Genomic DNA, 25,316 nt, shown 5'->3' on the forward strand with positions numbered 1-25,316 from the left:
GGCGACGCCGGACCCCGGCCTGTCCGGAAGACCGCCCGACCGCGTGCTGCCGCCGCTGCCGGACTGCCCCCTCCGCACCCAGCTGTGGCGCGGACGGTCCCGGGCGGAAGCCGACCGATCACGCCGCAACCGGGGCACCGAGCAGCCGTACGACGCTTGCCGTCAGCCGCATGTGGCGCCCCCAATCCCCCGAGAATCGACCAGTCCCACCCGGACTCAGTGTGGTCGTTCGTGCGGACTGCGTAAAGGACTTGCCGGAAGGCAGGCCCGAAGATCCTGCGATGTGAGACGAATTTCCGCCGACCGAGACGATAGCGGAGCTCCTCTGACGGAGCGTCGGCAGGGCCCGGATGACCGGCTTCGGAGCGGGCGACCGGCGGCTGGGAACCGGGTAGATCCACTCGGGCGACGAGCCGTCAGGAATGGCCGAAGATCACCACCCGGGCTTGACATGCGGGCGCCAGGCCTCAGCCCGACGGGCGGCGGCGGCCACCGCTCTCACTGCCGCCAGAGCAACAGCACCGCCCGGTCGTCGTTGACGTCCTTGGCCACCGTCTCGATCAGCCGGACGGCCGCGCCCCGGCTGCCGCTGCTCATCAGGGCCCCGGCGACCAGGCGGTCGGCCTCGCCCATCAGCCGGTCCATGCCCTCCGAGAGATCCCGGCCGGGGATCTCGACCATGCCGTCGGTGCAGAGCATCAGCAGGTCCCCCCGGTTCAGCCGGCCCCGGACGCCCTCGAACTTGGCGCCGTCGTAGATCCCGAGCAGCGGGCCCTCCGAGGACTCCTTGACCTCCCAGCGCCCGGCACCCGAGAGCCGCTGCATACCGGGCAGATGGCCGGCCGAGAGCAGTTCGTACTCGCCGGTGTCCAGGTCGAGCACCAGGTGGACGGCGGTGGCGAAGCCCTCCTCCCAGTCCTGGCGCAGCAGATAGCCGTTGGCGGCGGGCAGGAACTCGTGGGCGGGCAGCGAGCCGAGCAGGCCGCCGAAGGCGCCGGAGAGCAGCAGGGCGCGCGAGCCCGCGTCCATGCCCTTGCCGGAGACGTCGGCCAGGACGGCCTCCAGCACCCGCTGTCCGGGGCCGGTGCGGGCGGCCACCACGAAGTCGCCGGAGAAGGACTGACCGCCGGCCGGGCGCAGGGCCATGTCGGCGTACCAGCCCTCGGGGAGCTGCGGGACGCGGCTCTGCACCCGCAGCCGCTCGCGCAGGTCGAAGAGCATCGAGCCGCCGCCGCGCCAGGGCACGCCGACCCGGCTGCGGAACTGGGCGAGCAGCAGTCCGGCGACGCCGACCGCCCCGACCACCAGGGCCGCGCCCGGGGTGACGCCGAAGACGTAGGCCTCGGGCCGGTCGCTGGCCACCCGCTCCCCGGTGTGGATGACGGACTCGGTGGAGAGGCCGAGCGCGGCGGCCGCGTAGAGCAGCACCAGGGTGCCGGGGCGCAGCAGCAGGGCACCCGCCAGGATCGGCAGGACCAGTGCGGTGGGCGGGATCCAGGCGGGGATCCAGACGTTGAGCAGGACCAGCAGCGGGATCATCGCCAGGAAGGCGCCGAAGGCGAGCCAGTCGGAGGCGTCGCCGCGGAAGTAGTCGACCCCGGTTCTGCGCAGCCTTCGCCGGGCCCGGTAGAGCTTGATGCGCCACCGGGCCGTCCAGGGATCCTTGGCCGCTGTCGCGGCGGAGCCCGTCGCAGTCGTCTGGGGCGGTGCGCCCGGCGTGCTGCCAGCCATGGGCTCTGACCCTATCCACCGCCGCGGGTCGGCGTCGACGGGGTGGATGGTCTCGGTCTGGTTGTTCCGTGCGTGTTCAGCGGGTTTCAGCCGTGGACAGGGGTCGGAGGCGGCGCCCGCGCACGGCGCGCGGGGGGTGAGCGCGCGCCGAAAGGGGCGGGCGGCCCACCGGCATGTACGGGACATTGCGAAAGTCGGTCGCGCACGATGGATGCCGGTGGTCACACTGGGCATATGACCGCCGATGCCGCCGTACCTGACGACCTGCCCGACGACCTTCCTGGCGACGTTCGGGGCGACGTTCGTGGCCACCTTCCTGCCGACCTGACAGTCCGTACGCTCCGAGCCGAGGAGTGGGACGGCTGGTACCGAAGCCTGGAGGTCGCGTTCGGCGGCCGTGAGGAGGAGCCCGAGGAGCGGCAGCTCTGGCGCGGCCTGACCGAGCTGGACCGCTCGCTGGCGGTCCGGGACGGCTCGACGGTGGTCGGCGGGGCAGGGGCGTTCACCTTCCGGATCGCGGTGCCGGGCGGCGCCGTGGTGCCCGCCGCCGGTGTCACCATGGTCGGCGTCCTGCCCACGCACCGGCGGCGCGGTCTGCTGACCGCGATGATGCGCCGTCAGCTGGACGACATCCACGAGCGCGGCGAGTCGCTGGCGGTGCTCACCGCCTCCGAACCGGCCATCTACGGGCGGTTCGGCTACGGCGTCGGCACCTGGCGGATGGCGCTGACCGTTCCGCGCGGCCACCTCCCGGTGCCGCCGACGACGGGCGCCGCGTCCGGCTGCGGCTCGCCGACCCGGTGAAGAGCGGCCCGGCCTGCGAGGAGCTGTACGCGGCGAAGGTGCCGCTGCGCCCCGGGATGCTGGAGCGCCGGCCGGGCTGGGAGCAGCTGCCGGTACTGGACGCTCCCGGCTCGCGCGGCGGCTTCTCGCCGCTGCAGTGCGTGCTGGCGGAGGACCGGGAGAGCGGCCGGCTGCTCGGGTACGCGCGCTACGCGGTCAACGCGGAGTGGAGCAGCGCGAACAACTCGGCCGGGACGGTCCGGGTGCGCGACGTCGAGGCGTTGTCACCGCAGGTGTACGCGGCGGTCTGGGCCTTCCTGCTGGACCTCGACCTGACGGACACGGTGACGATCCGCAGCCGCCCGGTGGACGACCCGCTGCTGCACCTGGTCGCGGACCCGCGCCGGCTGGAGCCGCGCCTGCGCGACGGCCTGTTCGTGCGGCTGGTGGACGTCGGCGCCGCACTCCAGGAGCGCGGGTACGCGGCGCCGGTGGAGGTGGTGCTGGACGTCGAGGACGAGTTCTGCCCGTGGAACACCGGGCGTTGGAAGCTGCAGAGCGACGGCCAGGGCAAGGGTGCGTCCTGCGTACGGACCGCCGAGCCGGCCGGGTTGGCGCTGACCGTACGGGAGCTGGGCTCGGCCTACCTCGGCGGGACGACGCTCGCGGCGCTGGCCGCGGCCGGGCGGGTGTCCGAGCTGCGCGAGGGCGCACTGGCGGAGGCCTCGCGGGCGTTCGCGTCGGACGTGGCGCCCTGGCTGCCGCACGGGTTCTAGGCCCCGTGCGGCAGCGCTGAAGTGACGTCAGACCTGCGGGTGGTGCGCCGGGATCGGGGGCAGCTCACCGGTGGTCTCGTACTCGCTCAGCATCTCGATGCGGCGGGTGTGGCGCGGCTCGCCGCTGTACGGGGTGTTGAGGAAGATCTCGACGAAGCGGGTGGCCTCGGCCTCGGTGTGCATCCGGCCGCCGATGCTGATGACGTTGGCGTTGTTGTGCTCGCGGCCGAGCGAGGCGGTCTGCTCGCTCCAGGCCAGCGCGGCACGGACGCCCTTGACCTTGTTGGCGGCGATCGCCTCGCCGTTGCCCGAGCCGCCGATCACGATGCCCAGCGCCTCGGGGTCGGAGGCGGTGCGCTCGGCGGCGCGCAGGCAGAACGGCGGGTAGTCGTCCTCGGCGTCGAAGATGTGCGGGCCGCAGTCGACCGGCTCATGGCCGTTCTCCTTCAGCCACTGGACGAGGTGGTTCTTGAGGTCGTATCCGGCATGGTCGGAACCCAGGTACACGCGCATGCGAGAAGTGTGGCATGCACGTGCGCCCGAACCGCGACGGGCCAGCCGATCAGGGGCGCGTGGGGGCACCTCCCGGCCGAAGGCTGGGGGAGAACTGCGCGAAACCGGAAGGCAACGGTCCGTACCTTCCGACGTCGCGCAGTTCTCCCCCCAGCCCTGAAGCCGACCGCCCTCACATGGCCGGCCGCAGGTCAGCCGCGGCGGGCGAGGAGCTTCCAGGTGAGGGGAAGGGCGCCCATGGCGAGGAGGGCCTTGAGGCCGTCGCCGAGCAGGTACGGGTAGAGGCCGAGGTCGGCCGCCTTGGCGAGGGAGACGTGGAGCGAGGCGGCCAGGTAGGGAACGCCGACCGCGTAGATCGCGAGGTTGCCGAGCACCATCGCGACGGCGGTCCGCAGCGGGCTGCGGTCCGCACCGCGACGGGCCAGCGCACCGGTGAGGCCGGCCGCCAGGACGAAGCCGAGCACGTAGCCGAGGCTCGGCATCGCCCAGCCCGAGGCGCCCTGGGCGAACCAGGGCAGCCCCGCCATCCCGGCCAGCAGGTACAGGCCGAGCGAGGCGATGCCCCGCCGGGCGCCCAGCGCGGTGCCGACCAGCAGCGCGGCGAAGGTCTGGCCGGTGACCGGGACGGGCGAGCCGGGGACGTTCACGGAGAGCTGTGCGGCGAGACCCGTGAGCGCGGCGCCACCGCCCACCAGGAGCAGCTCGCGGGCCTGGCCGCCGAGCCGGGTGGTGGCGCGCGGGACCAGGTCGGCGAGGACTGCGGTGGTCGGTACGGACGTGGCGGTGGCCATGGGGCAGGACTCCAGTTCTGGCACGACGTATTCGGTGATCACTGGTGAACCTATGTCGTGCGGGTACGCCCTGACGGCGTCGGATCCGACCAAGCGTCAGCCCCGGGACTTGTCGGAATCGGCTGCCCGACACCCGGTCGCGTACGGATCGGATCACTTTCGGTCACATCGGTGTCCGGATACCGGTCCTCCGGGCACATCCTGTTGGCATGGCCACCGACCGTGCCGAATAGTGGAGCGCTCTTGCCGCTATTCGTACAGTCTGGATCCGCCCTTATGCCGACCCCCACCCAACAGCAGACGCTGGAGCCCACGGACCTGGCGTCCGATTCCGGGTCCTCGGGCCAGCAGCTGTCGCACGGCCTCAAGCAGCGACACCTCTCGATGATCGCGCTCGGCGGGGTGATCGGCGCCGGCCTCTTCGTCGGCTCGGGTGCCGGTATCGCCGCCGCCGGGCCGGCCGTCATCCTGGCCTTCGCGCTGTCCGGCCTGCTGGTCATGCTGGTCATGCGGATGCTCGGTGAGATGTCCGCCGCCCGTCCCGCCTCCGGCTCGTTCTCGGTGCACGCCGAGCGGGAGATCGGGCCCTGGGCCGGGATTACGGCCGGCTGGATGTTCTGGGTGATGCTCTGCTGCGGTGTCGCCGCCGAGGCGACCGCCGCCGGCAAGATCATGAACGGCTGGATCCCCGGCGTGCCCGCCTGGGCCTGGGTCGGCGTCTTCATGGTGTTCTTCTGCGCCAGCAACCTCACCGCCGTGAAGAACTTCGGCGAGTTCGAGTTCTGGTTCGCCGCCATCAAGATCGCCGCGATCGCGGCCTTCCTGGCCCTCGGCATCCTCGGTGTCACCGGTGTCCTCGGCCACGGCGCCCCCGGCACCAGCAACCTCACCGGCCAGGGCGGCTTCCTGCCGAACGGCCTGGACGGCCTGATCGTCGGCCTGCTGGCCTCGGTCTTCGCGTACGGCGGTCTGGAGACGGTGACCATCGCGGCCGCCGAGTCGGACGACCCCAAGCGCAACGTCGCGAACGCGGTGCGCACCGCGGTCTGGCGGATCGCCGTCTTCTACATCGGCTCGATGGCGCTGATCGTCACCCTGGTCCCGTGGAACGACCCGAAGGTCGCCTCCGACGGCCCGTACGTGACGGTGCTCCAGCACCTGGGGATCCCCGCAGCCGGCACGATCATGCAGGTCGTGGTGCTGATCGCGCTGCTGTCCGCGATGAACGCCAACATCTACGGCTCCTCCCGGATGGCGTACTCGCTGGTCTCCCGGGGCGAGGGCCCGAAGGTGCTGGCCAAGGTCAGCGGCGGCGTGCCGCGCGTGGCCGTGCTGGCCTCGTGTGCCTTCGGCTTCGGCGCGGTGCTGGCCGGCAAGGTGTGGCCGGACACCGTGTTCACCTGGCTGATGAACACCACCGGCGTGGCGATCCTGGTGGTCTGGATCTTCATCTGCGTCGCCCAGCTGCGGATGCGCAAGCGGCTGGAGCGCGAGTCGCCCGAGCTGCTCACCGTCCGGATGTGGGGCTACCCGTACCTGACCTGGGCTGCGCTGGCCGCGGTGGTCGGCATCCTGGCCCTGATGACCACCACCGAGGGCAACCGCGAGCAGCTCTACGCGGCGGGCGTCCTCGTCGCAGTGCTCTCGGCGCTCGGGTACTGGAAGCAGCGCCGCAACGCCTGACCCTCACGCGTCGGGGCAACGACCAGGGGCGCGGGGAACTGCGCGAAACCGGAAGGTACGGACCGTCGCCTTCCGCCTCGCGCAGTTCCCCGCGCCCCTTCGAGTTGGCCGTTACTCGTTAAGGGTCGGCCTTACTCGAAGGACGGCCCGGCCGTCCGGGTGCGCTTGATCTCGTAGAAGCCGGGCGTCGAGGCGACCAGCAGGGTGCCGTCCCACAGCCGGGCGGCGGCCTCGCCGCGCGGGGTCGGGGTGACCACCGGGCCGAAGAACGCGACCCGGCCGCCTTCCGGGCCGTCCACCGCGATCACCGGGGTGCCGACGTCCTCGCCGACCAGGCCGATTCCCTCGGCGTGCGAGGCGCGCAGGGCCTCGTCGTACGCGTCGGTGTCGGCCGCGTCCGCGAGCTCGACCGGCAGACCGGCCGCCTCCAGCGCGGCCTCGATGGTCGAACGCTCGTTGGGCAGGCCCTGGTTGTGGAAGCGGGTGCCGAGCTCGGTGTAGAGCGGGCCGAGCACCTTGTCCCCGTGCGCCTGGGCGGCGGCGATCAGTACGCGGACCGGGCCCCAGCCCTTGCCCAGCAGTTCGCGGTAGCGCTCCGGCAGGTCCTCACGGTTCTCGTTGAGGACGGACAGGCTCATCACGTGCCACTTGGTGTCCACCGGGCGGAGCTGCTCCACCTCGAGCATCCAGCGTGAGGTCATCCAGGCCCAGGGGCAGATGGGGTCGAACCAGAAGTCGGCGATCTTGCGGGAGTCTGCGGTCGTCACTGACGGCGTCCTTCGGTCGGGGGTGCGCGGGCTCTTCCACCAGGGCGCAACAGCGAAGGGCCGCCGCTGATTCCGCCGGACCTGTGCAATGGCACGGACGACCGTGCGTGAAAGGATGCCCCCGGGAAGACCTCCCGACACACCAAGCACAGCGTGCGCGCCGGACAAAGGAGTACCGCCCGTGCCGGGCAAGAACCTGAGCCGCGAGGAAGCCCAGCAGCGGGCCGGCATCCTCAGCGTGGAGAGCTACCACGTCCACCTCGATGTGACCTCAGCCGTGGATCCGGCGGCCGCCACCTTCAGGTCGACCACCACCGTCGCGTTCCGCTGCTCCGCACCGGGCGCGGCCACCTTCGCGGACCTGCTCGCCCCCGCCGTCCGGTCCGTCAGCCTCAACGGCCGCGCGCTCGACCCGGCGGAGGTCTTCGACGGCGCCCGGGTCACGCTCGACGGCCTGGCCGAGCAGAACCTGCTGGTGGTCGAGGCCGACTGCGCGTACAGCCGGACCGGCGAGGGCATGCACCGCTTCGTCGACCCGGTCGACGGCGAGACGTACCTCTACACCCACTACGAGCCGGCCGACGCCCGGCGGGTGTTCGCCGACTTCGAGCAGCCGGACCTCAAGGCACCGTTCCACTTCACGGTGACCGCGCCGGCCGCCTGGGACGTGTACTCCAACGCCGTGCACGAGGACGTCACCGCCGAAGGCACCGCCCGTACCTGGACCTTCGCGCCGACCAAGCCGATCTCCACCTACCTGACCGCGGTGGTGGCCGGCCCGTACCACGTCGCGCGCGACCACTACAGCCGCAAGCTGGCCGACGGCACGACGCTGGAGATCCCGCTCGCCGCCACCTGCCGCCGCTCGCTGGCCCAGTACTTCGACTCCGACGAGATCTTCACCGTCACCAAGCAGGGGCTGGACTTCTTCCACGAGGAGTTCGACTACCCGTACCCGTTCGGCAAGTACGACCAGTGCTTCGTGCCGGAGTACAACATCGGCGCGATGGAGAACCCGGGCTGCGTCACCTTCCGCGAGGAGTTCGTCTTCCGCTCGAAGGTCACCGAGGCGGCGTACGAGGGCCGGGCGAACGTCATCCTGCACGAGATGGCGCACATGTGGTTCGGCGACCTGGTCACCATGAAGTGGTGGGACGACCTCTGGCTCAAGGAGTCCTTCGCCGACTTCATGGGCTCCTTCTCGCAGCTGGAGGCCACCAAGTACCGGTCCGCCTGGATCACCTTCGCCAACCGCCGCAAGGCGTGGGCGTACCGGCAGGACCAGTTCCCGACCACGCACCCGATCACCGCGGACATCCGCGACCTCGAGGACGCCAAGCTCAACTTCGACGGCATCACCTACGCCAAGGGCGCCTCGGTGCTCAAGCAGCTGGTGGCGTACGTCGGGCGCGAGGCCTTCTTCGAGGGCGCGCGGCAGTACTTCAAGCGCCATGCCTTCGGCAACACGGTGCTCGGCGACCTGCTCGGCGTGCTTGAGGAGACCAGCGGGCGCGACCTCTCCTCCTGGTCCGCCGCCTGGCTGCAGACCGCCGGGGTCAACTCGCTCACCCCGCAGATCACCGCCGACGCGGAGGGCCGGATCACCGAGCTGGCCGTGCTCCAGGACGGGGACGTCCTGCGCCCGCACCGGATTGCGATCGGCCTCTACGAACGCGACAGCGTCGGTAACCTGCAGCGCACCCACCGGGTCGAGCTGGACGTCACCGGCGCGCGTACGGTTGTCACCGAGCTCGCCGGGCAGCCCCGGCCCGCGCTGGTGCTGCTCAACGACGACGACCTGACGTACTGCAAGATCCGCTTCGACGACCACTCCCTGGAGACCCTGCGCGCGGCCCTCGGCGACATCGCCGATCCGCTGGCCCGCGCGCTGACCTGGTCGGCGGTCTGGAACCTCACCCGGGACGGCCTGATGCCGGCCCGCGACTACCTCGCCCTGGTGCAGCGCTTCGCCGGGTCGGAGTCGGACATCGGCGTGCTGCAGTCCCTGCACCTGCAGGCCAAGGGCGCGCTGGACCTGTACGCCGACCCGGACTCGCGGCCCGAGGCCGGCCGACTGCTGGCCGAGAGCGCGCTGCGCGAACTGCGTGCCGCCGCGCCGGGCAGCGACCACCAGCTGGCCTGGGCCCGCTTCCTCGCTCAGACCGCGACCGGTACCGAACACCTGCGGCTGGTCAGCGGACTGCTGGCCGGCACCGCCCGGATCGACGGCCTGGCCGTCGACCAGGAGCTGCGCTGGTCGCTCTGGCTCACCCTGGCCGCCGCCGGTGCGGCGAGCTCCGAGGAGCTCCGGGCCGAGCTGGAGCGGGACAACACGGCCAGCGGCAAGCAGCACCTGACGCACTGCCTGGCCGCGCTGCCGACCCCGGGCGCGAAGGCCGCGGCCTGGTCGGCCGTGGTCGACTCCGGCGAGCTGCCCAACGCCCTGGTGGAGGCGCAGATCGCGGGCTTCGCCCAGCCGAACCAGCGTGAGCTCACCGCCGGGTACATCGCCCCGTACTTCGAGATGCTCGAGGACATCTGGGCCCAGCGCAGCATCGAGATCGCGATGCGGATCGTCGGCGGCTTCTTCCCGCGGCTGCAGACCACCGAGGAGACGCTGGCCGCCACCGACGCGTGGCTGGCGGACCACCGGCAGGCTGCACCGGCGCTTCGGCGGCTCGTTCTGGAGTGCCGGGACGACCTGGCCCGCGCACTGCGGGCCCAGGCCTGCGACTGCGGCTGACGCAAGCCGGGCAGGGGCGCGGGGCTCTGTTGACCACACAGAGCCCCGCGCCCCTGATGTTGCCCGGTTGCCCAGGGAGAGCGCCTACTTGAGCGTGGCCGAGGTGAGGCCCGACTGCACCTGGCGCTGGAAGGAGAGGTACACCACCAGCACCGGCAGCATCGCGATGGTCATACCGGCGAACAGCGCGGGCGCGTCGCTCTTGTAGCCGGACTGCAGCGCGAGGTTGACCAGGCCCTGGGCGAGCATCGAGTGGTCGGCCTCGCCCGCCGTGGTCGGCTGCATCAGGGTGACGGGCAGGATGTACTGGTTCCACTGGCCGAGCACGTTGAAGATGCCGACGCTGATCAGACCCGGCTTGGCCATCGGCACCATGATCTGGAAGAACGCCCGGCTGTGCGAGCAGCCGTCCAGCAGCGCCGCCTCATGGATGGCGGTGGGCAGGGTCCGGAAGAACGAGTACATGAAGAAGACGGTGAACGGCAGCGAGTACGCGACGTACACCAGAATCAGGCCCGCATAGCTGTTCAGGCCCAGCAGCGGCGTGATCTCGCCGAGGTTGCGGACCATGAAGAACAGCGGCACCAGGGCCAGGTAGACCGGGAACATCGCGCCGGCCACGAACAGGTAGTAGATGACCCTGTTGCCCTTGAACTCGTAGCGGGCCAGCACATAGGCCGCCATCGACCCGAGCAGCATGGTCAGGGTGACCGAACCGGCCAGGACGATCAGGGTGTTGAGGAAGAAGCCGCCGATGCCCTTGGTCCAGGCCCGGCCGAAGGCGTCGAAGCCGAAGCTGGACGGCCAGGACCAGGCGCTGCCGTTGATCTGGGCGTCGGTCTTGAAGGAGCCGAGGACCACCCAGGCCAGCGGCAGGATGATCAGGACGGCCCACAGGGCCAGGAAGCCGTGCGAGAAGACGTTCAGCGCTCCCCCGCCGTCGGCGAAGCGCTGCTGCTTGCTCGCCGGGCGGCTCTTGGCCGAACGCTGCGCGGGTACGGTCGCGTTGTCGATGCTGGTACTCATGCCAATGCCCCGCTCAGTACTCGATCTTCTCGCGCTTGGTGACCCACAGCGAGACAACGGACAGGATCAGCGTGAAGAAGAAGATCACCACACCCATCGCACATGCGTAGCCCGCCTGGCCGTTCCGCAGGAAGCCGCGCATCAGATAGGTGGAGATCAACTCGCTGTGGTGGTCGGGCCCACCGCCGAAGTAGGCGCCGGGGGTGATGCTGGAGACCAGCGCGAAGGCGTCCATCGCGACGATCGCCAGGTACACCCAGGCGGTCTGCACGGTCTCCCAGAGCAGCGGCAGGGTGATCCTGAAGAAGGTCTGGCCGCGCTTGGCACCGTCCAGCAGCGCCGCCTCGTAGATGTCCTTGGGGATGGACTGCATGGCCGCCGAGAACAGCACCAGGTAGAAGCCGACGCCCGCCCAGACCAGCACGGCGAGCACGCACCACATGACCATGTCCGGGTCGGAGAGCCACTGCACCGGGTCGTGCTCGGTCGCCAGACCGAGCTTGATCAGGATGCCGTTGGCCAGACCGCTGCCGTCGGTACGGTAGACCGCGCCCCACAGCACCGCGAGGATCGCGATGGAGAGCACCTGCGGGAAGAAGAAGACCACCTTGTAGAAGCCGGCCCCGCGCACGCCCTGGACTCCCCCGGTGCCGCCCTTGCCGCCGACGTTGAGCATGAAGGCGAAGAAGAGTGCGATCAGGATCGTCACGACCGGAAGCAGGATCAGCAGGAACAGGTTGTGCCAGAGCGCGCCCAGGAAGACCTGGTCATCGAGGAGTTTGCCGTAGTTCGCCAGGCCGACGAAGTTCATCTCCTGACTCTGCCCGGACCAGTCGGTCAGGGAGTAGCCGAAGGTCTGCGCGTACGGCCACAGCACCAGGCCCACGTACAGCACGATCGGTAGAAAGAGGAACCCCACGATGAAGGGGTACTTGCCGTGACGCATCGTCACTTCTCCTGTCCGTCAGGCGTTGACGCACCGGGGGCGGTGCGGGGCCCCCGGTGCGTCTGTCACTCCGCTGGTCAGGCGGTCTTGTTCTTGGCGGCCGAGTCCTTGGCGCGCTTGATCCACTCCGCCGGAGTGATGCGCTTGGCCATCAGCTCGCCCGAGGCGTTCTGCAGGTCCTCGTCGAACTTGCTCGCGGTGTTCGGGTACTGGAAGTTGAAGGTGTTGGCGCCGGCGGCCTTCAGGGCCACCACGGTGGAGGCGGTGCCCGGCTTCAGCTTGACCTCGGGACCGACACCGTCCTTGAGGCAGGTGAGGCTGTTGGCGGTCTGGGCGAACTTGCCCGAGGCCTCCTTGGTCAGCATCATCCGGAGGAACTCGAGGCCGCCGGCCACGTTCTTGGCCTTGGACGGCACGATGAACGGCTCACCGGCACCGGCGCGGATCGCTTCGAAGGGCAGCTTGTCGCCGGCCAGCGAGGGCATCGGCAGGAAGGCCATGTCGAAGTCGGCGGGCGTGGTGGCCAGCTGCTCGTTCTCGATCCAGGAGCCGGAGGGGATGAACGCGGCCTTGTACTGGTTCCACGCGGTCTGCGACTCGGTGTGGGTCATGCCGTTGGTGCCGGGGAGCAGGAAGTCCTTGTCGACGACCTGGTAGAAGGCCTCGACCGCGGTCTTCACGGCCGGCTCGTCCCAGGCGGCGGCGTCCAGGCTGTCGATCCGCTTCATGAGGTCGAGGCCGCCCTGCTTGGCGATCATGTCCATCATGACGACGTTGATGTAGTACGGGTACTTGCCCTGGTGGGCCAGCGGGGCGATACCGGCGGCCTTGATCTTCTCGCAGAGCGCGATGAACTCGACCCAGGTCTTCGGCGCCGTCCAGCCGTGCTCCTTGAAGAGCTTGTTGGAGTACCAGAAGCCGAAGACGGTGTAGACGTAGGACAGGTTGACGAGCTTGCCCTTGACGGTGCCGGACTCGATGGTGCCGGGCATCAGCACGTCGCGGATCTTCTTGGACGGGTCGTCGATGTACGGCGCGTCCAGCAGCGGGGCGAGGTCGGTGAGCTGGTTCGAGTCGGCCAGCACGTCCAGCGCGATCTTGTGGGCACCCGAGTCGTCGATGACGTCCGGCGGGCTGCCCGCGTTGAAGCGGGGCTGGAGCTTGCCGGTGACGTCCTTGTCGGCCGTGTGGTTGACCTTGGCGCCCGGGTAGCTCTTCGAGTAGATGGCCTCGAAGGCCTTGGCGTACTCGTTGCCGTAGCCGCCGTCGAAGATGAAGACCTCGAGCCCGTCGCCGTCCTTGACGCCGAACGGGTTCTTCGGGTCGCTGAGGTTGGTGGCGCCGGACTTCCCGCCCTTGTCGTTGCTGCTGCCGGTGCCACCCGCGCAGGCGGCGAGCAGGGAGCCGCCGCCGGCCGCGAGCACGGCGATGCCGGCTGCCCGCTTGAAGATGTCACGGCGGTTGTACTCGGTTGCAGAGCCCATGAGTGCCCTAACCCCTCGGGTGTCCAGAAGATCTGAGGATTGCTGGCAGGTGTTGACGGATCGTCAATTCCTGTTGAGTCAGGCGCGCCTAACGGCAGAGGTGCCGGTCAGGGGCGGTTTCTGTGATGCGCAAAGGTATAGTCCACTGTTCATCTGGCGGCAATAGTCAGACCGCCGGATGTGACCCCTGGAGGTCAAAGCGTTGTCGGCGGTGCAGCATGTGCAATGCGCAGGGAGTCTGCATATTGCGCCTGATGACCCGCTGACGACGGAGAATCTAGCGCGATCCTGCGCGTTTGAACATAGAAACGCGCAGCTTCGCGCATCACGAAGCAGATCTGTGATGTGCGAAGCTGCGCGTACGAGGGCTTCCGGTACGTCTGGCCGGTACGTCTAGTACGTCAGACCCCTGTCCAGCGCGGAGACCAGCGAACCCTGGGCGTCGTCGTTGTCCAGGGACCAGATCATCACACCGCCGAGGCCGTTCCAGCGGGAGTACTGCGCCTTGCGGGTGAGCAGCTCCGGGGTGTCGTAGGACCAGAAGTCGGTGCCGTCGTACTTCCAGGTCGCACCGTGGAACCAGTCGTAGTGGACGGTACCCGGCAGGTCCTTGATCTGGTTGTACGGCAGGCTGCCTCCCCTGGCGAGACCGGTGGCCGGCTGGTACAGGCCGAACTTGTCGCCGGCCGGCACGCCCGTCCAGCCGTAGCCGTAGAACGGGACGCCGAGGACGGCCTTCTCGGACGGCAGGCCGCGGTCCAGGTAGTGCCGGACGACCCGGTCCGCACTGTAGCCGCGGTTGTCGGTGGCCGGGTCGGCGCGGTCCGAGTAGAGGTTGGCGTTGTGGTCGGTCGGGCCGAGGGACTCCCAGGAGCCGTGCAGGTCGTAGGTCATCAGGTTCAGCCAGTCCACCGACCTGGCGACCTTCTCGATCTCCAGCCGGTCCGCCTTGGCCTCGTTCGCCGGGACGGCGGCGGTGAGCAGGTAGTGCGTCCGCGCCTTGCCGCCGAGCTCGTCGAGCTGCCGGCGGAACTCCTGCATCAGCAGGGTGTAGTTGTGCCCGTCCTCGGGGCGGACGACGTTGCCGGCGTCACCGCCGCCGCCCGGGTACTCCCAGTCGATGTCGATGCCGTCGAACACCCCGGCTCCGGCGCCCGTACCGCCCTCGGCCGAGCCGAGCTGCGGGAGGTTGCCCCTGAGGTACAGGTCGAGGCAGGAGGAGACGAACTTCTTGCGTGAGGCGTCGGTCGCGGCCGCATCCGAGAAGTACTTGGACCAGGTCCAACCGCCCAGTGAGATCACCGCCTTGAGCTGCGGATTGGCTGCCTTGAGCTTGCGCAGCTGGTTGAAGTTGCCCTTCATCGGCTGCTCGGCGGCGTCGGCGACGCCGTCCACCGACTCCTCTGCGCCGACCGGCCGCTGGTAGTCGGCCCAGGCGTCGCCGACACCGGCCGCGTTGGCCTCGAAGCAGGTGCCGTCGGCGGAGACGTTGCCGAAGGCGTAGTTCAGGACGGTGAGCTTGCCGGCCTGGCCGGAGGTCTGCACCTTCTTGGCGGAGAAGCCGCCGTAGATGCCCCACTGGGTGAAGTAGCCCACCCGCTGGCCCTTCAGGCGGTGGGTGTCGTGCGCCTGGGCGGTGGGGGCGGAGACGAGCGCGGCAAGTGTCGTGGCCGCGATGAGTGCTGAGGTGCGTCTGGGCATGCGCATGCGAGAAGACCCGTGGCTTTCTCTGAGTCAGCGTCAATTGGTCTGGACCAAGCTGAAACAGAGGTTTAGTCCACTGAGGGCGCTTCGCACAAGAGGGCCGTCCTACATCCGGGCCGTGAGGACGGACAGTCCCTCTCCGGTGAGATCCGTCAGGCCCGCCGGGCGACCGGTGACCGCGAGCAGCAGCGACAGCATCGGGCCGGACACCTCGGGACCGCTGCCCGCCGACCAGTCCGCGTCGGTCGCCCGCAGGGTCAGCCCCGCGACCCTGCGCTTGCCGCCGATCAGGAGGTTCGAACTGCGGTAGAAGTCGGCGCAGCGGGTCAGCGCCTCGGCGGGGTAGTCGTGGACGATCCCCAGCGGCCGCCGGATGTCCTCGCCGTGCACCACCGTCTCGCCCAGCCAGCTGTCGTCCGGGCCCGGCGGGTGGCTGGTCGAGCTCAGCTGCTCGGCGAAGCGGTCCAGGGTGTCCTGGGACGTCCCCCGGGTGAGCTCGGCGATCTCCCGGGCGGTCATCACCTCGAAGCGGAAGCCGGCCTTGGCCAGCTTCAGGAAGAAGCCCGCCTGCGTCATCCGGGCGGTCGCCGCCATGTGCGCGAGGGTGTCTCGGACCGTACGGCCAACACAGAGCGAAGGCGTCGCCCACTGCTCCGGGGTCAGCTCCTGCACGTCCGCCAGCAGGGCGCGGCGCTCGGCGTGGATCAGCGACCACGGGTCGGTTCTCATACCTCCGTGGTAACACGAAGACGGCCCGGCCGCTCGGAGCTCCGCCGAGGCGGTCGGGCAACACGGCAGGGGCGCGAGGAACTGCTCGACCAGCCCTCTACGGGCCGGCGCACAGTTCCTCGCGCCCCTGGATGGTGCAACCGCTGCTTGTCAGCCGATCAGGCTGCGCAGCACGTACTGCAGGATGCCGCCGTTGCGGTAGTAGTCCGCCTCACCGGGGGTGTCGATGCGCACCTTGGCGTCGAACTCCACCTCGCCCGCCTTGACCTTGACGGTCTGCGGGATGCCGCCCTCGTTCAGCGCGGTCACGCCGGTGATGGAGAAGGTCTCCTCGCCGGTCAGGCCCAGCGAGTCGGCGGTCCGGCCCTCGGGGAACTGCAGCGGCAGGACGCCCATGCCGATCAGGTTCGAGCGGTGGATGCGCTCGTACGACTCGGCGATGACGGCCTTGACGCCCAGCAGCGCGGTGCCCTTGGCAGCCCAGTCACGGGAGGAGCCGGAGCCGTACTCCTTGCCCGCCAGGATGACCAGCGGGACGCCGGCGGCCTGGTAGTTCTGCGCGGCGTCGTAGATGAACGACACCGGCGCGTCGGCCTGTGTGAAGTCGCGGGTGTAGCCGCCCTCGGTGCCCGGCGCGATCTGGTTGCGCAGGCGGATGTTGGCGAAGGTGCCGCGGATCATCACCTCGTGGTTGCCACGGCGAGAGCCGTACGAGTTGAAGTCGCGCTTCTCCACACCGTGCTCGGTGAGGTACTGCGCGGCCGGGGTGCCCGGCTTGATGTTGCCGGCCGGGGAGATGTGGTCGGTGGTGACCGAGTCGCCCAGCTTGGCGAGCACGCGGGCACCGGCGATGTCGGTGACCGGGCTCGGGTCCTTCGCCATGCCCTCGAAGTATGGGGGCTTGCGGACGTAGGTGGACTCGGCGTCCCACTCGAAGGTGTTGCCGGTCGGGACGGGGAGCGACTGCCAGCGGTGGTCGCCGGCGAAGACGTCCTGGTAGCCCTTGTCGAACATCGCCTCGTCGATGGAGCCGGCGACGACCGCGGCGACCTCCTGCTCGGTCGGCCAGATGTCGGCGAGGAAGACGTCGTTGCCGTCCGCGTCCTGGCCGAGCGCGTCACGGGTGATGTCGACGTTCATGTTGCCGGCGAGGGCGTAGGCGACCACCAGCGGCGGGGAGGCCAGGTAGTTCATCTTGACGTCGGGGTTGATCCGGCCCTCGAAGTTGCGGTTGCCGGAAAGCACCGAGACGACGGCCAGGTCGGCATCGTTGACGGCCTTCGAGACCTCCTCGGGCAGCGGGCCCGAGTTGCCGATGCAGGTGACGCAGCCGTAGCCGACCAGGTTGAAGCCCAGCTTCTCCATGTAGGGGAGCAGGCCGGCCTTCTCGTAGTAGTCCATGACGACCTTGGACCCGGGGGCCAGGGTGGTCTTGACCCAGGGCTTGACGTGCAGGCCCTTCTCCACGGCCTTCTTCGCCAGCAGGGCGGCGCCCAGCATGACGGAGGGGTTGGAGGTGTTGGTGCAGGAGGTGATCGAGGCGATCACGACCGCGCCGTTGTCGATCTCGTACGACGAGCCGTCAGGGGCCGTCACCGCGGTCGGCTTCGAGGCCTCGGCGGAGTAGGCCGGCAGCGCCTCGGCGAACTTGGCGGCGGCCTCGGCCAGGACCACGCGGTCCTGCGGGCGCTTCGGGCCGGCGATCGACGGGACGACGGTGGAGACGTCCAGCTCGAGGTACTCGGAGTAGACCGGCTCGACCGACGGGTCGTGCCAGAGGCCCTGCTCCTTGGCGTACGCCTCGACCAGGGCGAGCTGCTGCTCGCTGCGGCCGGTGAGCTTGAGGTAGGTGATGGTCTCGGCGTCGATCGGGAAGATCGCACAGGTCGAGCCGAACTCCGGCGACATGTTGCCGATGGTGGCGCGGTTGGCCAGCGGGATGGAGCTGACGCCCTCGCCGTAGAACTCGACGAACTTGCCGACCACACCGTGCTTGCGCAGCATCTCGGTGATGGTGAGCACCAGGTCGGTGGCGGTGGCGCCGGCCGGGAGCTGGCCGTTGAGCTTGAAGCCGACCACGCGCGGGATCAGCATGGAGACCGGCTGGCCGAGCATCGCGGCCTCGGCCTCGATGCCGCCGACGCCCCAGCCCAGCACGCCCAGACCGTTGACCATGGTGGTGTGCGAGTCGGTGCCGACGCAGGTGTCGGGGTAGGCCTGGCCGTTGCGGACCATGATCGAGCGGGCCAGGTGCTCGATGTTCACCTGGTGCACGATGCCGGTGCCCGGGGGGACGACCTTGAACTCGTCGAACGCGGTCTGGCCCCAGCGCAGGAACTGGTAGCGCTCCTTGTTGCGGCCGTACTCGATCTCGACGTTCTGGACGAAGGCGTCCGGGGTGCCGAACTTGTCGGCGATGACGGAGTGGTCGATGACCAGCTCGGCGGGGGCGAGCGGGTTGATCTTCGCCGGGTCGCCGCCCAGCTCCTTGACGGCCTCACGCATGGTGGCGAGGTCGACGACGCACGGCACACCGGTGAAGTCCTGCATGATCACGCGGGCCGGCGTGAACTGGATCTCCTCGCTCGGCTCTGCGGCGGCGTCCCAGTTGCCCAGCGCGCTGATGTGGGCGGCGGTGATGTTCGCGCCGTCCTCGGTGCGGAGCAGGTTCTCCAGCAGCACCTTGAGGCTGTACGGCAGCCGCTCGGAACCCTCGACGGCGGAGAGCTTGAAGATCTCGTACGACTCGTCGCCCACCTGCAGCGAGCTGCGGGCGTCGAAGCTGTTCGCGGACACGACTGACTCCTTCTAAGTGCTTCGTGCGGTGCGTGGGGTTCGGGTGGACCACACGATCCGAGCCGGTCCGGCCCGCCGGCGCCACCTACTGGTAAGGTAAGCCTTACCTTTTTGATGGTGGGGGCGTACGCCTCTCGGCAAGTATCTTGACGTCAAGATAAATCATAGCGCGGAGTTATCTCGATGTCGAGATAAACCATAATGCATGCCCGGTTGAGTGTGACGTCAGGCATGCCCATCTGACGGCCCCGCCGCGATACCTCTCCAAACTTCACCTGCCGATGGCGTACCGCAACTTCGCGCGTGCACGCCGGCGGGCCGCACTCGGCTCTGCGGGACGGGGCCCACGGACTACCGTGGCCGTACACCTGACGTGACGAGGGAGTCAGGCGATGCCGCACCGAGGTACCGACAGGCCGGGGGCCGACAGATGATCGTGGTGGACGCGTCCGCGCTGGTGCTCGCCCTGGCCGACGAGGGCGAGCGCGGCGAGGCCGCGCGGGCCGCGCTGGCGGCGGACGGCGAGTGGGTGGCCCCCGAGCATGTGGTGATCGAGGTGATGCAGTCCCTGCGGGGGCTGTATCTGGCGCGCGAGCTCGGCGCGGCGCGGGTGGCCGAGCTGGCGGCGCAGCTGCCGGGGCTGGCGATCCGCAAGGTGGAGGTCGCACCGCTGCTCGGCCGGATCTGGGAGCTCAAGGACAATCTGACGCCCGACGACGCGGCCTACGTGGCCGTCGCCGAGCAGCTCGGGGCGCCCCTGGTGACGGCCGACCTGCGGCTGATGCGCGCCAGCGGGCCGCGCTGCGAGATCCGCGGGATCGGGCCGGCCGCGAGCTCACAGGGGTGACCTCATAAGGGTGACTGTGCGGCACGGCGGCGTGCGTCCCGGTGGGGCGGGACGGCACGGTGAGCGGTGTTCACGCTCGTCCTGCCGGAAGGTCGATCCCGATGCCCGCCCCGCTCCCCGCCGCTCTGGTGCCGCTCGCGCTGCTGCCGTCCCTGGTCCCGTCCACGACGGTGATCGAGACCACCTTCGACCGCGCCTCGGGCTTCGTCCCGCCGACGGCCGTCAGCTACGCGCCGGATCTCGTTCCCTACGGTTCCAAGGTGCGCGTCTCCGTGACACGCAGGGCCGGGCAGACCTCGGTGGAGGTACGGATGTCCGGTGTGGCGGCCGGTCACGAGTTCCCGGCACATGTGCACACCGGGCGGTGCGGGACCGACGCGGCGACCTCCGGCCCGCACTACCAGAACGTGGCGGACCCGGTTCAGCCGTCCATCGACCCCGCGTACGCCAACGACCGCAACGAGATGCGGCTGACGGTCCGTACGGACAAGGAGGGGCGGGGCACGGCGAGCGCGGCGGTGGACTGGTCGTTCCGCGAGGGCGGGGCCCGCTCGATCGTGCTGCACGCGGGCCGGCCGGCCGGTGCGCATGGCACGGCCGACCGGGTGGCCTGCGTGAACGTGAAGTTCTGAACCCCCGCGCTACTGATCTCCCGTCAGGCCCCGAGGGTGGCGACCAGGACGGCCTTGATGGTGTGCAGCCGGTTCTCCGCCTGGTCGAAGACCACCGAGTGGCGGGACTCGAACACCTCGTCGGTGACCTCCAGCTCGGTCATGCCGGTGGTCTCGTACATCTGCCGGCCGATCACCGTGCCCAGGTCGTGGAAGGCCGGGAGGCAGTGCAGGAACTTCACGGCCGGGTTGCCCGTCGCGCGCACGGTCTCCATCGAGACCTGGTACGGCTTCAGCAGGGCGATCCGCTCGGCCCAGACCTCCTTGGGCTCGCCCATCGAGACCCAGACGTCGGTGTAGAGGAAGTCGGCACCCGCCACCCCGGCCGCCACGTCCTCGGTCAGGGTGATCCGGGCGCCGGTGGACTCGGCGAGCGACTGGGCGGCCTTCTGGACCTCGTCGGTGGGCCAGAGCTGCTTGGGCGCCACGATCCGGATGTCCAGGCCGAGCAGGGCGCCCGTGACGAGCAGTGAGTTGCCGGTGTTGCAGCGGGCGTCCCCGAGGTAGACGAGGGTGACGTCCGCCAGCGGCTTGCTGCTGTGCTCCTGGATGGTCAGGATGTCGGCCAGCATCTGGGTGGGGTGCCACTCGTCGGTCAGGCCGTTCCAGACCGGGACACCGGCGTGGGCGGCCAGCTCCTCGACGATCTCCTGGCCGTGCCCCCGGTACTCGATGCCGTCGAACATCCGGCCGAGGACGCGGGCGGTGTCCTTGATGGACTCCTTGTGGCCGATCTGCGAACCCGACGGGTCCAGGTAGGTGGTGCTCGCGCCCTGGTCGTGGGCCGCCACCTCGAAGGCGCAGCGCGTACGGGTCGAGGTCTTCTCGAAGATCAGCGCGATGTTCTTGCCGCGCAGCCGCTGCTGCTCCGTCCCGGCGTACTTGGCGGCCTTGAGCTGCGCGGAGAGGTCGAGCAGGAAGCGGAACTCCTGCGGGGTGAAGTCCAGCTCCTTGAGGAAGTGCCGGTTCCGGAGGTTGAGGGCCATGCCGGGCTCCTGGGGTGACGGGGACACTGAGAGGGGAAGTGTATACGACGCTCCGAATTTATATGCAGGGGTTTGATGTGAGCGGGCTGACCCCGCAGTCGCTGCGGGGTCAGCCCTCGGTCACAGCCTCGGGTCCACCGGCTCGGACTCCAGGGCGAGCACGGCGAACACCGGCTCGTGCACCCGCCAGAGCGGCTCGCCGGCCGCCAGGCGGTCCAGGGCCTCCAGGCCGAGGGCGTACTCGCGAAGGGCGAGCGACCGCTTGTGGCCGAGGAAGCGCTGGCGCAGCTGGTCCAGGTACCGGGTGTAGTCCGGGCCGTAGATGATCCGCAGGTACTCGCGGCCACGGACCTTGACGCCCGGCTGGATCAACCCGCCCGGACGCCCCTCCCCCGCCTTCCCGCGGGCGAGGGAGGCCAGCGGCTTGACCACCATGCCCTCGCCTCCGGCCCCGGTGAGCTCCTCCCACCAGGCGAGGCCCGCCGCGATCGACGCCTCGTCGGAGGTGTCGACCACGAGGCGGCCGGTGCGCTGCAGGATCGGCGCCTGTGGGTCGTCCGCGGCGACCAGCCGGTCGATCCACCCGAGGTGCTCGTCATGCGGACGCACGGCGAGGTTGGCCCCCTCGGCGGCCAGTACCTGGAAGGGTGCGAGCCGGATGCCCGAGAGCCCCTCGGTCGGCCAGCAGTAGCGGCGGTACGCGGCGGTGAAGGCCTCGGCGTCCACCGCCCGCTGCCGCTGCCGGTCGGCCAGCGCGCCGACCTCCAGTCCTCGGCCGGAGGCCTGGTCCAGTGCGGTGAGCACCTGCGGCAGCGCCGCGGCCGCCGCCGCACCGACGGCCGCGTACTGGCGGCGCAGCAGCTCGACCGCCTTGAGCGACCAGGGCATCAGCTCGGCGTCCAGCAGCAGCCAGCCGGTGTTCAGCTCCTCGAAGAGACCGGCTCGCTCGGCGGCGGCGCGGACCCGGTCGAGCACCGCGCCGGTGAGCTCGTCGTCGTTGAGGAAGGCACGGCCGGTACGGGTCCAGATCGCGCCGGGGCCCTCGATGCCGAACCGCTTCTCCAGTGCCGCACCGTCCCGGGCGACCAGGACGACGGCGCGGGAGCCCATGTGCTTCTCCTCGCAGATGACGTGCTGGACGCCGTCGTTGCGGTACGCGAAGAAGGCCTCCTCGGGGTGCTCCAGGTATCCCTCGCGGCGCGAGGTGGCGGAGGGCGCCATGGTCGGCGGGAGGTAGGCGAGCAGCCGCGGGTCGAGCGCGAAGCGGCTCATCACCTCCAGTGCGGCGGCGGAGTTCTCCTCCCGGATCGAGACGCGGCCGTGCTGCGTGGTCTCGACGATCCGGCGGCCCGCCACGTCGGCGAGGTCCAGCGGACGGCCCTCCCGGGCACCCGGTGCGTCCGCGTGCATCGGGCGGACCGGCGCGTACCACTCCTGCTCCGCCTCGACGCTGACCAGCTCGCGCTCGGGGTAGCGCAGGGCGGTGAGGCTGCCGCCGAAGACGCAGCCGGTGTCCAGGCAGATGGTGTTGTTGACGAAGCTCGCCGTCGGGACGGGCGTGTGGCCGTACACCACCAGGGCGCGGCCGCGGTACTCCTCGGCCCACGGGTAGCGGACCGGGAGGCCGTACTCGTCGGTCTCGCCCGTGGTGTCCCCGTACAGCGCGTGCGATCGGACCCGGCCGGAGTTGCGGCCGTGGTACTTCTCGGGCAGGCCGGCGTGGCAGACCACGAGGTTGCCACCGTCCAGGAGGTAGTGGCTGACCAGGTCCCGCATGAAGGCCCGCACCTGCGTACGGAACTCCTCGCTCTCCCCGGCCAGCTGGTCCAGCGACTCCTGGAGGCCGTGCGAGACGGTGACCTTCCTGCCGTCCATGTGGCGGCCGAGCTTGTTCTCGTGGTTGCCGGGGACGCAGACGGCGTGGCCGGCCGCAACCATGCCCATCACCAGGCGCAGCACGCCGGGGGTGTCCGGGCCGCGGTCGACCAGGTCGCCGACGAAGACCGCGGTACGGCCCTCGGGGTGTGCGGCGTCGACCGGACGGCCCTGCTCGTCCCTGGTCAGGGTGTAGCCGAGGCGGGTGAGCAGGGTCTCCAGCTCGGAGCGGCAGCCGTGGATGTCGCCGACGATGTCGAACGGGCCGGTGAGGTGGCGCAGGTCGTTGTAGCGCTTCTCGATGACGATCTCGGCGGCGTCGACCTCGGCCTCGCCACGCAGGATGTGCACCTTGCGGAAGCCCTCGCGCTCCAGGCCTCTGAGCGAGCGGCGGAGCTCGCGCTGCTGACGGGGGATCACGTGTGCGGGCAGCTGCCGGTCGGGCCGGGTCAGGTTGCGCTCGGCGCAGACGGCGGGCGGGATGTCGAGCACGATGGCGATCGGGAGCACGTCGTGGTCCCGGGCGATCTTGATCAGCTGCTTGCGGGCCTCCTGCTGGACGTTGGTGGCGTCCACGACGGTGAGCCGGCCGGCGGCGAGGCGCTTGCCGACGATGTAGTGCAGGAGCTCGAAGGCCTCGGTCGAGGCCGACTGGTCGTTCTCGTCGTCGGCCACCAGGCCTCGGCAGTAGTCCGAGGAGATCACCTGGGTCGGCAGGAAGTGCTTGCGGGCGAAGCTGGACTTGCCCGCGCCGGTGGTGCCGACCAGGACGACGAGCGAGACGTCGGTGACGGGGAGGCTGCGGACCTCGGTGGGCGCTGTGGCATCGGTCATCGGGCCGCGCTCCCTTCGGTGGTGGTCTCGGTGGTGGTGGTCTCGGTGGTGGCTTCGGTGGTGGTGGCCTCGGTGGTGGCCTCGGTGGTGCCGATGCGGAACAGGGCGAGCTGGGTCGGCGCGCCGACCTCGTCGTCCACCGGGCCCACCGGGCGGACGGTGACGGTGTATCCGTACTTGTCGGCGACCTGCTCCGCCCAGGCCAGGAACTGCGCCCTGTCCCACTCGAAACGGTGGTCGGCGTGCCGGACATGCCCGGCCGGGAGGGTCTCCCAGCGGACGTTGTACTCGACGTTGGGGGTGGTCACGACCACGGCGGTCGGCCGGGCCGCGCCGAACACCGCGTACTCGAGGGCGGGCAGCCGGGGCAGGTCGAGGTGCTCGATGACCTCGGAGAGCACGGCCGCGTCGTAGCCCTTGAGGCGTGCGTCGGTGTAGGTGAGCGCGCCCTGGACGAGCTTGACCCGGGCCGCCTGGCGCTCCGGCATCCGGTCGAGGCGCAGCTTGCGTGCGGCCGCCGAGAGTGCCCGGGAGGACACGTCCACGCCGAGCACCTCGGTGACCCGGACGTCCTTGAGCAGCGCACCGACCAGCTCACCCTGGCCGCAGCCGAGGTCGAGGACCCTGGCCGCGCCGACCTCGCTCAGGGCGGTCAGGATGGCCTGGCGTCGCTGGACGCCGAGCGAGACGGGCTTCTCCTCCTGCTGCGAGGCGTGCTCCGGGCCCTGCTCCGAGGTGTCGTCCACCGCGCTGTCGTCCACCGCGTTGTCGATCTCCTCGGCCTCGCGGTCGTCGGCCTCCGCGAGCCGGGCCAGCTCCAGGCGCTCCATCGCCGTGCGGGCCAAGGACCAGCGGCGGGCCAGGTAGCGGCGGGTGATCAGGGCCAGCTCCGGGTGGTCCCCCAGCCAGCCCTCCCCCGCGTCGAGCAGCTTGTCCACCTCGTCCGGCGCAACCCAGTAGTGCTTGGAGCCGTCGAGCACCGGCAGCAGCACGTACAGCTGCTGGAGCGCGTCGGCCAGCCGCACGGTGGCGCTCAGCTCGACCCGGACGTACCGGGACTCGCCCCACTCGGGGAAGGCCTCGTCCAGCGGGATCACCGCTGCCTCGACCTGCCAGCCGAGGGGCTCGAAGAGCCGGCGCACCATCGCTGCACCGCCGCCCTCCCCCGCACCGTTGGCGGGCACGGCAGGCAGCGCGATCCGCAGCGGCAGCGGCTGGTCGGCGAGCCCGGGCCTGGTCTCGCAGACGCCCTTCATCGCCGTCCGGAACACCGTCCGCAGCGCCACCGCGAGCAGCGAGGACGCGGCGTAGGGGCGGTCGTTGACGTACTGGGCCAGCGCGAAGTCCGGCGAGCCACCGCGGCCCTTGCCCCTCCCCCGACGCACCAGGGCGATCGGGTCGATGTCCAGCAGCAGGGCCGCCGTGCACGCCTGCTCGGTCGCCTCGGGGTAGAAGACGTGGGCCTCGCCGTGGGACGTCGAGAACCGTTGCACCTTGTCGGGGTGCTTGTGAAGCAGAAAGCCCAGGTCAGTGGCTGGGCGCTCGGCCGTTCCTGTGGTGGAGATCGAGATGAACACCCGCCCGAGTATCCCGGAGCCTTGATCGCGAAGGCACGGGGTTTTACGCGGGGC

General features: G+C 70.2%; 17 protein-coding genes and 1 pseudogene. 5 read left to right on the forward strand and 13 right to left on the reverse strand.

Annotated features, from left to right (window positions below; all coding sequences use genetic code 11):
- Window positions 1-498: 498 nt before the first annotated feature.
- Complete coding sequence (locus FB465_RS11545) at window positions 499-1,731, reverse strand: PP2C family protein-serine/threonine phosphatase (protein ID WP_145790058.1); 1,233 nt, start codon at window positions 1,729-1,731, stop codon at window positions 499-501.
- Window positions 1,732-1,965: 234 nt separating this feature from the next.
- Here FB465_RS11545 and FB465_RS11550 point away from each other — a divergent pair.
- Window positions 1,966-3,290 (forward strand): annotated as a pseudogene (locus FB465_RS11550) (GNAT family N-acetyltransferase).
- 27 nt (window positions 3,291-3,317) lie between these two features.
- Here FB465_RS11550 and FB465_RS11555 read toward each other — a convergent pair.
- Window positions 3,318-3,803: a ribose-5-phosphate isomerase gene (locus FB465_RS11555; protein ID WP_145790060.1), complete on the reverse strand. Its 486-nt coding sequence runs from the start codon at window positions 3,801-3,803 to the stop codon at window positions 3,318-3,320.
- Window positions 3,804-3,994: 191 nt separating this feature from the next.
- Complete coding sequence (locus FB465_RS11560; protein WP_145790061.1) at window positions 3,995-4,594, reverse strand: biotin transporter BioY; 600 nt, start codon at window positions 4,592-4,594, stop codon at window positions 3,995-3,997.
- A 276-nt stretch (window positions 4,595-4,870) separates the two neighbouring features.
- Here FB465_RS11560 and FB465_RS11565 point away from each other — a divergent pair, with 276 nt between their 5' ends.
- Window positions 4,871-6,277: an amino acid permease gene (locus tag FB465_RS11565; protein ID WP_145790063.1), complete on the forward strand. Its 1,407-nt coding sequence runs from the start codon at window positions 4,871-4,873 to the stop codon at window positions 6,275-6,277.
- A gap of 131 nt (window positions 6,278-6,408) precedes the next feature.
- Here FB465_RS11565 and FB465_RS11570 read toward each other — a convergent pair whose 3' ends face one another.
- A complete protein-coding gene (locus FB465_RS11570) occupies window positions 6,409-7,044 on the reverse strand; it encodes a mycothiol-dependent nitroreductase Rv2466c family protein (protein ID WP_145790065.1) in 636 nt (211 codons plus the stop codon).
- 181 nt (window positions 7,045-7,225) lie between these two features.
- Here FB465_RS11570 and pepN point away from each other — a divergent pair, with 181 nt between their 5' ends.
- A complete protein-coding gene (gene pepN, locus FB465_RS11575; protein ID WP_145790067.1) occupies window positions 7,226-9,787 on the forward strand; it encodes an aminopeptidase N in 2,562 nt (853 codons plus the stop codon).
- Between the two features lie 84 nt (window positions 9,788-9,871).
- Here pepN and FB465_RS11580 read toward each other — a convergent pair whose 3' ends face one another.
- The 6 genes from FB465_RS11580 to acnA all read right to left on the reverse strand — a co-directional run bounded on the left by FB465_RS11580 (window position 9,872) and on the right by acnA (window position 18,472).
- The gene (locus FB465_RS11580) at window positions 9,872-10,813 is read right to left on the reverse strand and encodes a carbohydrate ABC transporter permease (protein ID WP_145790069.1); all 942 of its coding nucleotides are present in this window, start codon (window positions 10,811-10,813) and stop codon (window positions 9,872-9,874) included.
- A 13-nt stretch (window positions 10,814-10,826) separates the two neighbouring features.
- Window positions 10,827-11,759: a carbohydrate ABC transporter permease gene (locus FB465_RS11585; RefSeq protein ID WP_145790071.1), complete on the reverse strand. Its 933-nt coding sequence runs from the start codon at window positions 11,757-11,759 to the stop codon at window positions 10,827-10,829.
- 77 nt (window positions 11,760-11,836) lie between these two features.
- Window positions 11,837-13,243: an N-acetylglucosamine/diacetylchitobiose ABC transporter substrate-binding protein gene (gene ngcE, locus FB465_RS11590; RefSeq protein ID WP_145790072.1), complete on the reverse strand. Its 1,407-nt coding sequence runs from the start codon at window positions 13,241-13,243 to the stop codon at window positions 11,837-11,839.
- A gap of 393 nt (window positions 13,244-13,636) precedes the next feature.
- Window positions 13,637-14,944, reverse strand: coding sequence for a glycoside hydrolase family 18 protein (locus FB465_RS11595; protein ID WP_145790074.1), 1,308 nt, complete (start codon window positions 14,942-14,944; stop codon window positions 13,637-13,639).
- Window positions 14,945-15,052: 108 nt separating this feature from the next.
- Complete coding sequence (locus FB465_RS11600) at window positions 15,053-15,676, reverse strand: maleylpyruvate isomerase family mycothiol-dependent enzyme (protein WP_145790076.1); 624 nt, start codon at window positions 15,674-15,676, stop codon at window positions 15,053-15,055.
- Between the two features lie 150 nt (window positions 15,677-15,826).
- The gene (gene acnA / locus FB465_RS11605; RefSeq protein ID WP_145790077.1) at window positions 15,827-18,472 is read right to left on the reverse strand and encodes an aconitate hydratase AcnA; all 2,646 of its coding nucleotides are present in this window, start codon (window positions 18,470-18,472) and stop codon (window positions 15,827-15,829) included.
- Window positions 18,473-18,902: 430 nt separating this feature from the next.
- On the opposite strand from acnA, the gene FB465_RS11610 reads away from it, so the two are divergent.
- On the forward strand, window positions 18,903-19,319 hold the full coding sequence (locus FB465_RS11610) for a type II toxin-antitoxin system VapC family toxin (protein WP_145790079.1): 417 nt from the start codon (window positions 18,903-18,905) through the stop codon (window positions 19,317-19,319).
- Between the two features lie 101 nt (window positions 19,320-19,420).
- A complete protein-coding gene (locus FB465_RS11615) occupies window positions 19,421-19,951 on the forward strand; it encodes a superoxide dismutase family protein (RefSeq protein WP_145790081.1) in 531 nt (176 codons plus the stop codon).
- 23 nt (window positions 19,952-19,974) lie between these two features.
- Here the strand turns inward: FB465_RS11615 and argF are convergent, their stop codons facing one another.
- The 3 genes from argF to FB465_RS11630 form a co-directional block, all read right to left on the reverse strand.
- Entirely contained in the window at window positions 19,975-20,976 is a 1,002-nt protein-coding gene (gene argF, locus FB465_RS11620) for an ornithine carbamoyltransferase (protein ID WP_145790083.1), read from the reverse strand.
- 120 nt (window positions 20,977-21,096) lie between these two features.
- Window positions 21,097-23,685 carry a polynucleotide kinase-phosphatase gene (locus FB465_RS11625; protein WP_145790084.1) on the reverse strand — a complete coding sequence of 863 codons (2,589 nt, stop codon included), beginning with the start codon at window positions 23,683-23,685 and terminating at the stop codon, window positions 21,097-21,099.
- On the reverse strand, window positions 23,682-25,262 hold the full coding sequence (locus FB465_RS11630) for a 3' terminal RNA ribose 2'-O-methyltransferase Hen1 (RefSeq protein ID WP_145790086.1): 1,581 nt from the start codon (window positions 25,260-25,262) through the stop codon (window positions 23,682-23,684). The genes FB465_RS11625 and FB465_RS11630 overlap by 4 nt, the downstream gene beginning before the upstream one ends.
- Between the last annotated feature and the right edge of the window lie 54 nt (window positions 25,263-25,316).

The organism is Kitasatospora atroaurantiaca (assembly GCF_007828955.1).
GTDB lineage: Bacteria > Actinomycetota > Actinomycetes > Streptomycetales > Streptomycetaceae > Kitasatospora > Kitasatospora atroaurantiaca.

Excerpts from the sequence above, each read along its gene's own strand:
- argF (WP_145790083.1), bottom strand. The coding sequence starts at position 20,976 with ATGGCCCTCAACCTCCGGAACCGGCACTTCCTCAAGGAGCTGGACTTC.
- ngcE (WP_145790072.1), bottom strand. The coding sequence starts at position 13,243 with ATGGGCTCTGCAACCGAGTACAACCGCCGTGACATCTTCAAGCGGGCA.
- FB465_RS11560 (WP_145790061.1), bottom strand. The coding sequence starts at position 4,594 with ATGGCCACCGCCACGTCCGTACCGACCACCGCAGTCCTCGCCGACCTG.
- FB465_RS11610 (WP_145790079.1), top strand. The coding sequence starts at position 18,903 with ATGATCGTGGTGGACGCGTCCGCGCTGGTGCTCGCCCTGGCCGACGAG.
- FB465_RS11555 (WP_145790060.1), bottom strand. The coding sequence starts at position 3,803 with ATGCGCGTGTACCTGGGTTCCGACCATGCCGGATACGACCTCAAGAAC.
- FB465_RS11600 (WP_145790076.1), bottom strand. The coding sequence starts at position 15,676 with ATGAGAACCGACCCGTGGTCGCTGATCCACGCCGAGCGCCGCGCCCTG.
- FB465_RS11615 (WP_145790081.1), top strand. The coding sequence starts at position 19,421 with ATGCCCGCCCCGCTCCCCGCCGCTCTGGTGCCGCTCGCGCTGCTGCCG.
- FB465_RS11585 (WP_145790071.1), bottom strand. The coding sequence starts at position 11,759 with ATGCGTCACGGCAAGTACCCCTTCATCGTGGGGTTCCTCTTTCTACCG.
- FB465_RS11545 (WP_145790058.1), bottom strand. The coding sequence starts at position 1,731 with ATGGCTGGCAGCACGCCGGGCGCACCGCCCCAGACGACTGCGACGGGC.
- FB465_RS11565 (WP_145790063.1), top strand. The coding sequence starts at position 4,871 with ATGCCGACCCCCACCCAACAGCAGACGCTGGAGCCCACGGACCTGGCG.
- FB465_RS11625 (WP_145790084.1), bottom strand. The coding sequence starts at position 23,685 with ATGACCGATGCCACAGCGCCCACCGAGGTCCGCAGCCTCCCCGTCACC.
- FB465_RS11595 (WP_145790074.1), bottom strand. The coding sequence starts at position 14,944 with ATGCCCAGACGCACCTCAGCACTCATCGCGGCCACGACACTTGCCGCG.
- FB465_RS11580 (WP_145790069.1), bottom strand. The coding sequence starts at position 10,813 with ATGAGTACCAGCATCGACAACGCGACCGTACCCGCGCAGCGTTCGGCC.